Raw genomic sequence first — 14,978 nt, 5'->3', positions numbered from 1 at the left:
ATCTTCGCTTTAACAGCAAGCGCATGGATTACGGCTTGGCTACTGAGACAATCTTGGCGGCATTATGCGCACCGTTGTTGATCGCATACTCCGCACCGTTGACGATCTGGATGAATTCCACACTCAGCACAAAGGCAAAGTGTGTCCCGCTCAACTGCCCCTTATTCACTGTCAGGGTTTGGGATAGCGCTGGGTCTATCACAGGAAGTGCGGTACTGCTTGAACTTGCCAGACTTCTACTACCCGAGTCGAAATCCAAACCCACTCCCGTTGCAGAGATCTTGTAATGGGTGGCCCCGCTGGGGACCGCGATCATATCCTGCGGAGTAAAGGCCGGCAGGTTCACCTCCCAGGCGGCCGCAGTGTCATTGTACTGGAGTTCGAAAAACAGGGTACTTCCCAGTGAAGATCCTGAATTCATCTCCATGTCCTTGACCAGATTCCAGTCCCCTTCCTTTACTCTGCGATCGCCACGGACATTGACTTCATCGCTTTTCAGCACCTGCATCAGCGCCTGAGTGATCCGCAGATTCAGTCTTCGGTCGCCGATCTTGGAAATCACCGGACGCAGCGCATCCCGCATCAACTTGGAGGAGGTGGCGTTGTCGGTAAACTCCCGGATATTCTCCCGGGTCCGAGCATACCTGGGATCATTCATGATCCGGGTCTTCTCCACCCCGCCCTTTTCACGGGCGAGATAGCCATTTCGGGTTTTGTAGAAGGACAGTCTCCCGACCGGTCCTTTGAGTGTAATTACTCCTGTTTGTTTTGCCATAAGTATATGGGTTTAAGTGAAACATGGAGCTAAGATGCAGGCTAGTAGACTGGCTATCAATTGAATGTGCGGTCTGTGCGGTTTTTACCGATTGAGGTCGAATTAGTTCTTTTTTCAGAAAAAATGAGATTATAGAGCTTTGTGCAGAAAATGCGGGAAATATTTAATGACCTACTTTTGGCTGGAGAACTCACGGCAGGAAAAAAGCGTGCCGTAGGACTGCCTTCTGCAGGCAAGTCTGCCAGGTAGGTAGACTAGGGTAGGACCGAACGTGAAGGATTTGCCCAGTAGGCAAATCTAGCGAGAGCCTGTCCCGAGTAGCGCAGCGAATCGGGAGGCCAGCTTGCAGGGTGGGCAGCGGAACCCTAGGTAAATAAAGATCATGAAGCCATTGACCTCGGCATAGAGATATTGTGGGGAAACGGAAGTTGAGGCCGAGGAAGTATTGGAGTTATGAAGGAAAAACCTGTGAGACAGCTACCTTTAACTATCTATTGTTGTTTTCTCTCTGTTCTTTTTCCTTGATGAAAAAGAACGAAAAAATCAAGACGCAACCCACCCTGCAAGCTGGCCCCTTGCTAAATCTCTCCACTGGAGAGATTCTTAACGCTCGGTCCTCACGTGCAAGGCCAAACGCCGGCCCGCTTATAATCACTTCTAAATTATCCCCCCTGCAAGCTGGCCCAATCCTAAAATAGCCCCGTGGGCTATTTCTAAACGGATTGTCCCCCAACGCGCCCTCCTATTTTGGCATTTGCCATGACATGGTGGTATTGAGAAAATATAGGTAACTGACTATTTGGAAGGGTCAAGATACACGGCAGTCTGAAGACTGCATATTGATGCGCACAATTAAGAAGACTGTCGCCAGTCGAGCGTGCCGTAGGCCTGCCTTCTGCAGGCAGGTACGCCAGATCGGTAGCCCGGGGTTTTAACCCCGGGTAAAAAATAACCACGGTCTTCTAACCTCGGCGCACAAATCTGGTAAGGAAATGAATGTGAATGCCGAGGAGGTGTTGAAAGCTAGTCGGAAACAAATCCTACCGACATACATCGGGACAGGCTCCTAGCCCCCTTTGATGAACTCAGTGATCCTATTTGATATTTGAATGTAAGGGGGAGTTACGGTAAGGTGACCCAACAATTCGAATTATAAGAAACGACCAACCGCTAGTTAGGCATGAATTAATGTTGGCACAAGTTTGAAAACTTGCTTCAGTGGAGAATGATACCAGCGCAATGGAAGCTGGAGATCAACTAGAAAAAAATCACCCAACCTTATTGTCAAAAAATGGATAAACAGAATTTACCTTCACTTTTCTAACGTAAGTGAATCCAACAGCTCGATAATTCCCTCAGACCCGGCTAAGCTTTCTAAAACGACACCTTTTTGATCAACCAAATAAAGAATTGGATACCCAGCAACCCCATAGGCTGTTTCAATATCGCGGCGATCTGCTATAACCGGAATTGCCAAGGGGTACCTTTCCAAATATTTGACTGCGTTTTCCTTTGTATCGGATCCCAAAAAAGTTACCATATCCACCCCTTTTTTTAAACCAAAATTGGATTGACTGATGTGGTCAATTACTAACTGAGAATACCCACAGGATATTGAACCAAATAAGATCAAGGTTTGTCCTTTCGGTAGGCTACCCAATGAAACTTCATTTCCTTTTGTATCTAAACCGCTGAAAACTGGGACTTGAGCACCGACTTCAAGTGCTTTTAATTTATCCATCCTTTCAAAATACTTCAAAGCGTATCGCTCTGGATTTGAAACATTCGGAGGGAAGGATTCCTGATCAAAACCATATCCCTTGTACGTATAGGTCACAGTTTGGGTGAGCACTCCATCCACCCGGTTTCTTCGTTCAAATCTTGTAATCAAATCATCAGAGGATATAAAAATATGCTGTGTCGCGACTATATTTTTTCCTTCATATTCAAAGGAATTTTCCATCCTTGAAAAATGGGAATGTGTAGCATTTTCCAAAACTGTATCACTAAGATATTCCCAATCTCTTTTGAGCAAACTATGTGGACTATATTTATTCAAAATAGATGATTCCAAATAGGCTTTTTGATTTTCAGTGGATTCGTACCTGTAGTATGATTTTTCAGCATGTCTTACTTCGCTAAAAACCCCATTTTGCAAAACCTCATCTACATTACCTCTTCTTGCAATAAATTGAAATTCGGAATTCCCCGGATTAAAAATCACCACTGACATCATAGAGGAATCTACAATATCCACATCGGGTATTGGATAGTACCCAGTCTGATGAAAACTTATTGAGGAAGCATTATCGAATTTTTCTCTGGCTTTTTGCAAGGGATCTTTGAATTCGAAAGAAGATAAAATCAAGAAGGCAAAAATGATCTGGTACATGGTTGTAATAGTGGTGAGTAGGCTTTTAAGATATTCAAAATCTCACTTTGAGTACATAGATTTCAAGTCTTGAGGATAATTTAAATGACAAAAGGTATGCTCATATTTCATCATCACCATTCTTTCGAATAGGCTAAGTGGTTTTTGAAATTAATTTCCTTGACCCCGATGAAACGAAATTTTATCTAAAACCGTACAGCTCAACAACCAAATTCAAACCCTCCCCAAACAAACTGAATCAGAAAACTCCATCCCTTTTTTTCGCTTGGAATAAAAGGACACAAAATGGTAAAATCGGCCTGACAAAGGACCTGACCAGGGTAATTGAATAGTCATACTTCCTGCTTTACGATAGGCCCCTTCCCTCACTGACCACTTTTGTTTCCCCACTGGATCATATGCCAAGTAAAAAATCTGGTCAGAATCAGTCCCGTTTCCCTCAAAGGAATTGGGTCTCCAAGTCAAAAGTAAGGTATTGTAATTTTGCCAAACCAAGTTACAATCCTCTGGCCCCAGAAGATCACCAAAGGAAGTTTGAATCATTTCCGGGTGAAGTACAGGTTCTCCATTTTCAGAAAGTGTCGCCTTTTTTACTGCCAGAGATTGGGCCTTTCCATACCGTTTTGACTTGTCTCCCTTAATTCCTGAAAATCCAAAATCAAGATCTAAACGGATTGGGGCAAGAAAACTGGAAGCCTGAGCAAAGGCTTTCCGTTGATAAATTTGTCTACCGGATGGAGGTACCTTTGTTTTTTTTGGTTTGGAGCGAAAGCAGATTTTTCCATTTCGCTGATAAATGATCAGGTTGCCTAGCTTCCCTGATGCTTTTCCCATGAAATTTTCAATTGAAATTGCCATAAATAACAGGTTTAGGTATAGAAATGGTATTGAATGGTGGATTTAGGATGGCTTTTTACCGACTCAACTCTTTATAGGAAGTCAAGCATGAGGCGAGGATGAGTCGAAGATGAGTCGAGGATGATACTTCGATGATGTGCTTCAAGTATCTTGGATTTATTCCGAATCTGTCCAGTTGAATTGGGACAAAATTGGAAGAAACCACTCCTAGAGGTTAGTGTAATAATTGCAAAGATTAGTAGATATACTTCGAAACCTGCTCCAAAGGAATACCCGAGAAATGGGAGAATTCCTCCTGGGTAATAAACTGATGGTCTTCTTTACCGTAGAAAATTTTTATTTTCTTGACGAGCAAATGGCAATAGCGTTCACTTCTACCTGTGATCATCTGAATGTCTTTGGGGTATATGACACATCTTTTTGTGAGCATGACATCCCTCCCTTCATTTAGTTCGCCCGTAAAGTTCCATTGACATAGGAAACATACCTAGTCGTTTCTTCTGACCAGGCCAAGCAGCCCCCAACAAGCAGAAATAAACTTTCTACCCAGCTTCTACAGCTATCGGAATGTGAAGCAACACTGGATGCCAAAATATGGATACGCTTTTGAATGGATCTAATTTCCATAGCAGCCCAGGATTTTACCTGATCACCCATAGTAGGCTGAAGAATAATCAATTCATTGTGAAAATCTCCGATAGCCAGTTCCTTTTCAAAGGAAGCCAGATCATTGGAAAGGCAAATAAGTCTAGCAATCGCATGTTCCAAAAGCTCTGCTTCGCAGACCTTTGTAGCCAAATCCGGCCTAATCAGATGGATAGCCAAAAATACTCCTGAACTCGAAGGACGATGATAGCGATAATCTTCCAAATCCGGTTTTTGCCCCCAGGTTTTGTTTTTCACCTCCCAGTTGAGTCCTGAAATATAAAAAGTCCATATATCCAACCATTCTTTTCTCCATTGCGCTGAGGAGCTGGAGTTTCCGAGTAATTCATGGGTTAAAATTAATTCAGAACCCAAATTCTGTAGCCGGGGTATTTCTGATTGGACAGATCCAAGCATCAGACCTCGCAAAAATCCAAAAGACTCACTTTCTGAAATCTGATCTAATAAATCATCCAGTAGAAAAAGGCAAAGAAAAAACCGAATAGTCAGCCTGAGCTTTTCTGCACTTTCCCCGGGAAATAAATATCCTGCAAACCAGTTTATCTTTTGAATCCGGCAGCGTTCAAGTTCGGCAGGAGACTCAAATAATCCCGCTGACCAAGCCCAACGCAAAACTTCCTCATCCAATTCCCGGATTGACGAATGTAGAGCTGATGGAAAAACTGAATTATTCATGGCGCCCTCCTTTTTTCAAATTCCGCTTTCCCCGTTCTACTGTACTGATGCTGCATTTGAAATAATCTGCCAGTTCGTAGTTTTTGATATACCTATCGATTCTGGGGAAAAGTGCAGTCAGTTTGGGATAACCTTCTTCAAACTTCAGGTCCTTGATTAACATTTGTTCAAAGTTCCGCTCATTAATCCGGTGTGAGACCTCCAAAGCCAAGAGGGCAAACTCGGGCATTTTGGCCAGCAAGGCCGATTCCGCGTCTATGCTGAATTCAAGAAGCACCGTAGCTGAAAGTGTTTTAAGGATATTGGTGGTGGCTTTTTTGGAACGAAAAGACTGCTCATCAAATGCGGTGTCTGATGGTCCTGAAATCAGAGATAAGCGGAATCCCTTATCGCATTCTTTATATAAGCCCACAAATCCTTCACAGATATAGCGACTCTTTTCATCTATTTTATTTACCTGTTTGATGATGGTGTTTTTAGGAAATCTCCTCAGATTTAATTTCTGAAAGACCTCAAGATAAGCCTCCTCATCATATTTTTTGAGCTTATTATAGTCAGCCATCATCTGTTCTAAAAAACGTCTTTCCATAGAAAATATAGTTTTGTTAAAAGATCAATTCATGGTAAAATCGGGTGAAAAAGTTACTCCAGAATGTTATTGAACTAAATTCTCAATGTTAATTTATGCCTAAGTTTTAAAAAGTCAATAGTGACAAAAATCAAAAACACTAAATTTTTAAAGTATTCCTTCAAATGAAGGTTTTTTAGAAGAAAAAATAAGAAATGACTCAGATGGATGACAAGCCGTAGAATATTGATAATGAAAGCTCAGTATTTGCTCCTAATCCGAAAATCCAAAAAAAGAGCGGTGTGCTGATCACCGCTCTACTGCCATTTAACGCAAGGAGTTTGGCAGCGAAAAATGCTTTTAGAATAGGTTGGTTTTAGCTAATTGACATAGTCAAAACAAAGATCAACCTCCCTACTTTTTTCTCTTAGATGTTTGGCTAATTAAGATACTATTTTCAATTTAAAAAATCAATACTAAAATCCCTTTATAACATTTTGTTTACGAAAATTCCCTCAATTGATAGGAATTAAGTAGGAATAATTTACCTCCCTTCAATTGACCTACCTACAAGTTATATTGATTCATAGATTTCCATTGTATTTGATTTAAGTAAGATGGAAAAGAAACTCACACTTAGTAAACCTTGGCCTAGTATCCAGTCACTTGTTGAGGTCAGTGCCTTACTTCTGTCATTCCTATATGCCTATACGGCAATTGCAAAAATTTACGACTGGCAGGAAACCAAGCTGGCCATGTACAATCAGGTGGTTCCGGATTGGTCCAAGGATCTCTTGCTGTTTGGAATTCCCGGGCTTGAGATGGTGCTGGCCGTGATGCTCTTGGTACCCAAGTTTCGGAGGTTTGGATTTAGACTCAGTACGCTGATGATGGGACTCTTCACAACCTATGTGGCTTGGGTATGGTTTGGGCTTGCCGGGCGTGTGCCCTGCTCCTGTGGGGGAATTATTTCTTCCCTGACCTGGGGACAGCACCTGATATTGAATCTGGTGTTTTTGGGGATTTCGGTTTTCGGTATTTGGGTGGAAAGGAGGAAAGAGTGTTGAATCGTTGAATTGACTAATTGTTGAATTGTGGGAGGTGGGATGTTCGATGCTGGATGACCGATGTGGATTGAAGGTTGGAAAGTTGAATTGTAAAATTGCCTAATGGTGACGAAGGAAGGCTGAAGGCCTGACATTATACTAGCCTAGGGTGCAGCGCTAGCGGAACCCTAGGTATTAAAAGAACAAAGACCAATGACCTCGGCGCAGGAATGTAATGAGGATGAAAAAGTTAATGCCGAGGAGGGATTTAAAAATAGTCGGGGAAAACAATCCTCCCGTTCCACCGGGGCGGATGGGACAAATCCCCCTTACCCCCTGTGATAAGCTTGGGAATTCTCTAAAGCAGAAAGAATCAAGGGGGAGTTACGGCGGAATGATTTGAAATCTGGTGACCAAATGATTTTTCAGCATGACCCAGAATGGGTCAAACTATGAATAGCCCGGGGTGTTAACCCGGGGAAAAAAAAGCGAAAGGGTTCCGCCTCGGCGCAGAAATATGGTGAGAACTAAAAGGTTGATGCCGAGGAGAGATTCTACCTCACCCCCAGCCCCTCTCCTTAAAGAGAGGGGAGTTAACGGCGGAATGATTTGAAATCTGGTGTCCAAATGATTTTTCAGCATGACCCAGAAGCGAAAGTCCCGATGAGCAAAGCGACTTCGGGAGGGTCAAACTATGAATAGCCCGGGGTTTTAACCCCGGGATTTAGGAATAGAATAGATTTTAGCGCTGGCGCAGGATGTCCAATCGGACAAGGATGCCCTTGCCAGCGCAATGGAATAGAAATATTGAAAATAATAGACAAGCAAACGTTGCACGCCTAGAAGGCGGGGAGCAGTTAATCGGCTAGGAAGAAAAAACAAAACGGTCCGTGAAGCCACCAGGTGGTTGCCGGACAACAGCAGGGGGAACTACCTGATACGCGCGGATCAGTGTAAATCCGGCCGCCCCTCTCGGAATGGTATAGCTTCGATTAGGCCTCGCAGCATCACACCAAGCGACCGGAGTTGAATCAATTTTACTTCATACAACTAACCAAAATTATGCAAAAATCAGTTTTAAATCTCGTACGAGGCGGTGTATTCGCCTTAGCTGCCGTAGCCGCTTTTGCGTTTACGCAGCCTATTAATCCAAATACGGATCAGTATGCCCAAGATCCGGATACAGGTATTTGGTACAACCTCACAGGTATAGCACCTGGATCCAATACCTATTTCTGTGAGACAGCATCCAACAAAGTGTGTCGGGTGGATGCTCCCGATGAAAGCGGAATGCCAATTCATCCAAGTGAAAACAACAGGCAGTTGGATGTCAGAAATCCAGCAAATCTGGTTGAAGTTCAACCCTAATTTCTGGATTAATAACCTAGCGTAATTGAAAGGGAGGCTTTTGGCCTCCCCTTCTTTTTTTAATCTATTCCCTCCAATTGCAATTCTCTGCTCGGCACTTTCAGTGCATAAGCCTCCTTGCTCAAATCCAAGCTACCAGAAAACTCGCCAGCCTCCCGAACCAATTCCTTGGCAAATTCCGGTTCCTGATTCAGCCGTTGCAGATCCATCCATCTAGTTGCTCTGAAAACAAGGCTCTTTCTTCGCTCCTCCAATATCAGACTTAAAGCTTCTTGGAGATTGTCGGCACCTCTTTCTACGTATAGCCCCTCCTTCCATCTACTAGACAACAGCCGATTGAGATGCTCCATTCCTTTTGTGATATTTCCAGTCCTGACGTTTGCTTCGGCAGCAGTCAGGAGAATTTCATCCACAGCAATCCCCGAGAAAAACTCAAATCCTCCCGAATAACTTCCCCTAAAGTTAGGCTCTCCTTCAGCATTGGGAATAAAGTAAAGCTGCTTCCTTAAGTCAAGGGAATCATAGGATGCATACAATTCATTTGACACCAAAAGGTCAGTGGAGAAAATAAGCGAATAACTACTTTGAACTCCATGGAAAATGACCTCCTCGTTCAAAAGCTCAAAGGGGTAAAAATCAGCCGAATCCAATAGTGAATAATTCATCAAATCAGATTTGATCTGCAAGGCAGATTCGGAATTCAGTCTTGCTTCCTCAAAATCTCCCATGGCTAGGTTTACCCTGCTTAGCATCCCCAATGCTGCTACCCTCGAAGGCCTGGTCGGATAGAGTGCTTGCTCTGGCAACAGGTTTATAGCCTGCTCCAAATCTGAAACAATTGACGAATAGATTTCAGCGGTTGTTGCCAAAGTGGCCTTTAGATCGATTTGAGATACTGTTCTATAAGGCAGTATTTTTTCATCCGAATCCTTTCCTGATAGGTAAGGAGGTAAATACAATTGAGCCAGAGAAAAATACCCGAAAGCTCTATAAAACAGAGCCTGCCCCTTCAGGTCATTTACCCGCTGTTGATCCGAAAAACCTCCCTCTTCCAACAGTTCCATCACCAGATGTGCATAAAAAATCTTTTCGTAATACATCGAAAACTCCAAGGTAACACCAGAAGGATTTTCGATATCCCCTTTCCAAAGCGTTGCATTCCGCTGCCATTCGTTCATCTCATTGACCAAATTTTCAGAAAGGTCAAAATCATCAGATTGTAAAAACAATACAAAGGATTCGACATTGTGGTTGGTATTGACATCCATTAAAGCTTGGATATCCTCCAAACTTTCAGGAACAACCAGACTTTTGCTGGGTTTTTCTTCTAAAAATCCGTTGCAGCCCACTGTGATCCAGAAGGAAAGGATGAGGTAAGAAGTATGTTTTATGTTAGTCATTTTTTCGTTGATTTAGGTGTTAAAAATTCCAGTTGATTCCCATCGCTATGCTTCGCAAAGGCCTTGAAGTCCTGAAGTCCGGATCAAAGGCATCTTCAGTGGCTTTCCAAAGCAGCCCGATATTATTGGCATACACATAGGCCTGTATATTTCTTAAGGATTGAGGCAAACCGTTCAACCCGCTGAACGAATAGGCCAGCCTGATATCCTGAAGCCTGATGTGATCCCCTCTGCCGATCAAACCTGCAGAACCCAAGTAAAAGGTGTTTCTGAATGCATTCTGGGCACTTGGCATGGAAGGAACTTGCGTGATCAATTCATCGCCGGGCTCTCTCCATCGCTGATCGTAATCCGCATGATCAAAAGCTCCCTGATAGATGCTGTTGTAGTTTACCGATGTCCGCCTGTAGAAATATCCCATCCGGAAACTGATGTTTGCGGATAACTCCAGCCCTTTCCAACTGAAGGTATTCCGTATCGACCCAAAATGCACCGGACGGCCTGGCCCTGCATATTGAAGGGATTCTGGTGTGGCTGAGTTTAGAATTTCTCTATAATCCTCGCTGGGCTGTCCATCAATAATCCCCAGTGGATTTCCATTTTCAGGATTTAAACCTGCCCATTCATATCCATAAACTCCAAATAGCGGGCGTCCAACAAAAGGAAAAACTCCTCCGGAATTAATGTAATTTGATGGGGCTGTGGTAAAATCATACCGTGTTACCTTTTCCCTGACATAGCTCCAAAAGAAATCAGTTTTCCAGGGAAAACCACGATCTATGTTTTGGGTAGACAGATTGAAATCATATCCGAAAGTTGAAGTATTCGCAAAATTTCCCCTGAAATTATATACGCCTGTAGAGGATGGTACTTCAATGTCGCCTATAAGATCTTCCCCGTTTTTTTGATAGAATTCCAGACTGCCCGAAACCCGTGAGTTTTTACTTCCAAAATCCAAAGCCAGGTTGGTGATCTGTATCTTCTCCCAACTCAAATTGGGATTGGGTGGATTGATAATGGCAGCACTGGGGAGATTGGGAATTATCGAAGATGCACTGACAAAGTACCGGGCAGTGGTGAATGCAGAAGTACTTTTATCCACATTGCCATTGTACCCATAGGTCAGTCTTACTCTGAGGTAAGGGATTGCTTCGAATTTATACCATTTCTCTTCCGAGAGGGTATATCCTCCTCCTATTGACCAAAGCGGTACTCCCCGCTGGTTGGCATTTACCCCAAACAAGTTCGACTGATCTTTCCTTGCACTAGCGGAGAAATTAAAGCGGGTGTCCAGCTGGTAGGAAGCATTGATGAAATAGGAAATAAACCGATCTGCTATTCCGCTATGGGTTTGGGAAGCAGGGATACTTCCCAGACTATTGTTGTGCAGTCTTCGGAATCTTGTCAATGGATCAACCGGCACACTGATCCCCAACTCATCATCATATCCAAAATAACGCATGCCATCTGAAGTGCTGCTCAGCATTTTTCCCTCAAAGCCTGCTATAGCATTCAGTGTTCCTTTACCTATGGATTCGTTATAGGAAAGCATTCCACGGAGGGAATGACTCTCTCCCCTTCCATTTTGCAAATCCAGTATTCCCCCGATCGGAATATGACGGGTAATATTTCCTTCGGCATCGAATTCAGAAAACTGGTTGATCAAATCCCTGACAAAAAAGGATTCCTTGGGAGAATGGTTCTTGGTTTGGCTGTTGTTTGTCCAATATTGGTACTTGACCTCAGCTTTTAGGGATGGTATAATCCGGTAACCCAAGTTGGCATTCAGTCTAAGATCCGAGGACTTGGAGCGATCGTCCAGCATTCCAATTTCATTCAGTGGAACAAAGGTCCAATCCAGCAATTCAGGACGCTGGTTGGATATGGAAGAAATATACCGCTCGGAATAAGTTCGAGTGATGGTTAAAGGTTCTCCATTGGGACCAGCCAACTGGTCATAAATAAACGAAGGAGGAAGCTCCGTACTGGAACTGGAGTTACCCTGAACCCAGTAGATTCCTGTTCCTAGCTCCAGCTTTCCGTTCAACAGATTCCAATCATCGTTTTTGGTAAGTGAAAAGCGGCTATTTCCATTCCCGACTACTTGGCTTTGATTCCGGTCATACCCGATAGCCAGATTATGCCGGTGATTGGGTGAGGAGCCTGAGAGACTTAGCGAATACTGCTGATTTACAGCCGGGCGGTAATAATAGTTTAATAGGTCTCTCCTGACATCCTGTTGCTTGTATTGTTCCAACAAGGACTCCGCTTCAGCACGGGTAATCTGGCCATTTCTTGCCTTGAGCAAGGCTTCGACACTTGGTGAAACCCTTGGTTTGTTATTTGAATTGATCGATGAATTAAACAAGCCCCGGTCGAAAAGCTCCCGCTCCAAGTCGATGAATGAGGCGATGGACATTTTGGGATCGTAGTACAGATCAGGCAATTCGGTCACGGTAGTATTTGCATTGAAGGATACCCGTAGATTTTGTCCTTCTTTTGCGCGTTTGGTGGTGATGACAATCACCCCGTTACCAGCCCTTGCCCCCCAGATGGACGCCGCAGAAGCATCCTTCAGTACCGTGATGCTTTCGACATCGTTTGGATTGATATTTTCAATTGGCCCATCGTAAGGAAAATTATCAACGACGATCAGCGGCTGCGCATTGGCATTAATCGTGGATCTGCCCCTGATACTGATGGGTTCGGTGGCGGAACCCACCCTGTTGAAAATTAAACCTGGAGTAACATCTTCAAGTCGGTCAAGAATATTGGTACTGATTCGACGGTTTACCAGATCTCTGTCCAAAGTGACGAATGAACCATTTGCCCGCTCTCTGGGTATTTCCTGATAGCCGGTGGCCATCACCTGCACTTCATCCAGATCCATATCCAAGGTTTCCAGACTGATATCCAGGAAGGATTCTGAACCTGTCAATTCAATCTCTTTGGTCTTAAATCCAAGAAAGGAAATCACCAGTTGGGAATATTCCTGCGGTACATTGATCCTGAATTTTCCTTCACTGTCAGAAACAGTTCCTATGGCAGTACCTTTTATAAGGACCGAAACTCCGGGAATCAGCTCTTGATCAGGCCCAGCTTTGACCTGACCTTCAATGATTCTGGTACTTTGCCCCAGTAAGGTCATTTGGCAGCAAAGCGTTAAAAGCATAACAATAAATATTTTCATAGTACGATTTTTAGAGGTTGGGAATAGGTTCTAAGTTTTTTTGAATCAGTCGAATCAGCTGCTCCGAATCGGAAGGAATATCCTGGAAGGATAAAAGTTGTCCTGCCGTCCCTAGCAGAATTTTCTTTGGATAGGCAGAGATCCCCAAATCAGAAAGTACATCATGATTATTTCCTGCATAGACAGGCTGGGAAAGCTCAGAGGTGAATTTTCCCTGGCTTAAAGTCTTTTCCCAAAGCTGGGTATCCCCATCAGCAGATACAGAAAGAAACACCACGCGGGGATCGTCTTGAAAAAACTGTTCGGCAGGATAAATGACATTTTGGAATTCATCCAGGCAGTATTTACATCCGGAAATCCAGAAATTCATCAGTACCAGTTTCCCGTCGAATTCCGATAAGCTCACTTCTGTATCATCAGGGCTTAAGAAGGAATAGCTGCTTAAATCTGCCCCCTTCACCAAATGGGATTTCATCTCTCCGATCAATTCCTGAATCCAAGGCACCCCAACCGTCGCTATAGCCCTGTCGAAAGACTTTTCTTCTATGGTGTATTTCTGGACATTCTCTACCATAAACTTCCCGTAAAGCCGATCTCTGAGCAAAGGAGGAAGTAGGTCAAACTGATCAAAAAGCCCATTTTTATTATGGTAAGCCAGGACATTACTTCTGGAAAGCAAGGCTGCCACTAGTTCCGGACTTCGATGACTCCAACCAAACCGATCTTTGACAGTTTGGAGAAACTGTTCTGGATTTTGGGTCAGCGGAAAGGCTTCTTTATCGAGCGTAGAGAAGGAATGCATAAATCGATAAAATGAAATCACCTGTCTTGCGGCAATTTCTGAGGCCAGAATAGTTTCCATTGACTTCCCTAAATCCACTTTTTGGGATTCAAGAATTTGCCAGGCAGGGTGTCCCTGAAAATCAACCTGAGAAATCAACCTGAGCCAATTCAAACTATCCTCCTTGCTCTCGATAAATCTGAGGGAGTTTCTGACCGAACTAGCTCGCTCTTCCGCCTTCTGATACATCTCACTGTGGGTCTGCATCATTTGGTTTTTAGCGGAAGTCGAAGTGATCATGGCAGGAGGCTGATCCCACTGGCTTGACTCCAAAGCTGAGCGAATGAAATGCTGTGCTTGGTACTTGGGTCCGGTGGGACCACCGAACAGGATTTTTCCTTTACGCAGATTGATCTGCACTTTGATGCTGTCTCCAGCTTCGATAAGGTATTGGTCTAGGATTAGGTTGGTTTGTAAAGCGATGGAAAAGGGCTGAACCGTATCTGTCAGGTCAAGTGAAAATTCAAAAACCTGTTTACCCAAAGAGCCTTCGAAAAGATTTCCTTTGACCAGTGGGCACTTTAATTTAATTGGAGGAGGAGTGTCATGCTTGACACTAAGAAAGTGTGGCCAGGTAGTCAGTTTGGCGGTGTCCAGACGGGACTCTGGGTCAAGTATTACTTCCCCGTAGATATAGGCAGTTAGGCCATCTGATGCATGAGATTCAGGCCCCTGAGAGACCGTGAGCGGGGCGGGTTGAAGATTATTAGCCTCCTTCCCTGCGCCCGCACCAAGGTGCTTATCAACTAAACCAAAATCAATTAGTGAGAAAGTATCGGGAAGGATCTCTCCTCCCCGATTGGGGCTGTCAGACCTATGAAGAAGTTCAGCCCCGGGTGAATCGGCAACTTTGCTCGATGGGATTTCTATGCTGCTACTAAGCAGGAGAATCAGTAATAGTGTGTTCATTTCTTTAGTAATTGAGGTGGATGAGATAAGTCCCGGGAAATCGGGACGAAATACGCTTTGGCGAGATAAGCCCTCCTCCGTCGGGCGAAATAGGCTTCCCAACTTTGGCGTTTCTAAGTCGGATAATGAGGAATTTCAATGGTGTGGAAACCATGAAGTCCGCAATTTTCAGACATAGCAATGCCAGGAAGCATGTGAGTAGGAATTTTTGCATGCTTTGATGGTTATTAATGAAGCTGGATGATGGGTGTCGGATGACCGATGTGGTCGACTGCCAAGTACTGTCAGGC

At 43.9% G+C, this 14,978-nt stretch carries 12 protein-coding genes; 2 read left to right on the top strand and 10 right to left on the bottom strand.

All coding sequences use genetic code 11. From position 1 onward, the window contains the following. Positions 1-28: 28 nt before the first annotated feature. The 6 genes from DK188_RS20400 to DK188_RS20375 form a co-directional block, all read right to left on the bottom strand. Positions 29-775, bottom strand: coding sequence for a hypothetical protein (locus DK188_RS20400; RefSeq protein ID WP_111672710.1), 747 nt, complete (start codon positions 773-775; stop codon positions 29-31). A 1,312-nt stretch (positions 776-2,087) separates the two neighbouring features. Then, positions 2,088-3,167, bottom strand: a complete 1,080-nt coding sequence (locus tag DK188_RS20395) for a TlpA family protein disulfide reductase (protein WP_111672709.1) — start codon at positions 3,165-3,167, stop codon at positions 2,088-2,090. Between the two features lie 213 nt (positions 3,168-3,380). After that, positions 3,381-4,025 (bottom strand): DUF6266 family protein, encoded by a 645-nt coding sequence (locus DK188_RS20390; RefSeq protein WP_111672708.1) that lies wholly within the window; start codon positions 4,023-4,025, stop codon positions 3,381-3,383. A 235-nt stretch (positions 4,026-4,260) separates the two neighbouring features. Next, positions 4,261-4,455, bottom strand: a complete 195-nt coding sequence (locus tag DK188_RS20385) for a hypothetical protein (protein ID WP_111672707.1) — start codon at positions 4,453-4,455, stop codon at positions 4,261-4,263. 17 nt (positions 4,456-4,472) lie between these two features. Further along, positions 4,473-5,366, bottom strand: a complete 894-nt coding sequence (locus tag DK188_RS20380) for a terpene synthase family protein (protein ID WP_111672706.1) — start codon at positions 5,364-5,366, stop codon at positions 4,473-4,475. Then, on the bottom strand, positions 5,359-5,955 hold the full coding sequence (locus DK188_RS20375; protein WP_111672705.1) for a cyclic nucleotide-binding domain-containing protein: 597 nt from the start codon (positions 5,953-5,955) through the stop codon (positions 5,359-5,361). The genes DK188_RS20380 and DK188_RS20375 overlap by 8 nt, the downstream gene beginning before the upstream one ends. 596 nt (positions 5,956-6,551) lie before the next feature. Here DK188_RS20375 and DK188_RS20370 point away from each other — a divergent pair. Continuing rightward, positions 6,552-7,001: a MauE/DoxX family redox-associated membrane protein gene (locus tag DK188_RS20370; RefSeq protein ID WP_111672704.1), complete on the top strand. Its 450-nt coding sequence runs from the start codon at positions 6,552-6,554 to the stop codon at positions 6,999-7,001. Positions 7,002-8,042: 1,041 nt separating this feature from the next. After that, positions 8,043-8,348 carry a hypothetical protein gene (locus DK188_RS20360; protein WP_111672702.1) on the top strand — a complete coding sequence of 102 codons (306 nt, stop codon included), beginning with the start codon at positions 8,043-8,045 and terminating at the stop codon, positions 8,346-8,348. 59 nt (positions 8,349-8,407) lie between these two features. Here DK188_RS20360 and DK188_RS20355 read toward each other — a convergent pair whose 3' ends face one another. From DK188_RS20355 to DK188_RS21555, 4 genes are read right to left on the bottom strand one after another with little or no spacing between them, the layout of a single operon-like run. Further along, complete coding sequence (locus tag DK188_RS20355) at positions 8,408-9,748, bottom strand: RagB/SusD family nutrient uptake outer membrane protein (RefSeq protein WP_111672701.1); 1,341 nt, start codon at positions 9,746-9,748, stop codon at positions 8,408-8,410. Between the two features lie 19 nt (positions 9,749-9,767). After that, positions 9,768-12,938 carry a SusC/RagA family TonB-linked outer membrane protein gene (locus DK188_RS20350; protein ID WP_111672700.1) on the bottom strand — a complete coding sequence of 1,057 codons (3,171 nt, stop codon included), beginning with the start codon at positions 12,936-12,938 and terminating at the stop codon, positions 9,768-9,770. Positions 12,939-12,948: 10 nt separating this feature from the next. Next, positions 12,949-14,688, bottom strand: coding sequence for a TlpA family protein disulfide reductase (locus DK188_RS20345; RefSeq protein ID WP_111672699.1), 1,740 nt, complete (start codon positions 14,686-14,688; stop codon positions 12,949-12,951). Positions 14,689-14,692: 4 nt separating this feature from the next. After that, positions 14,693-14,902 (bottom strand): hypothetical protein, encoded by a 210-nt coding sequence (locus DK188_RS21555; RefSeq protein ID WP_157963302.1) that lies wholly within the window; start codon positions 14,900-14,902, stop codon positions 14,693-14,695. Between the last annotated feature and the right edge of the window lie 76 nt (positions 14,903-14,978).

The sequence above is a fragment of the Algoriphagus litoralis genome (assembly GCF_003259255.1).
In the GTDB taxonomy this organism is placed as follows: Bacteria; Bacteroidota; Bacteroidia; order Cytophagales; family Cyclobacteriaceae; genus Algoriphagus; species Algoriphagus litoralis.
Note: the sequence above shows the minus strand (reverse complement) of the source record. Positions and strands in the feature narration are given on the sequence as shown.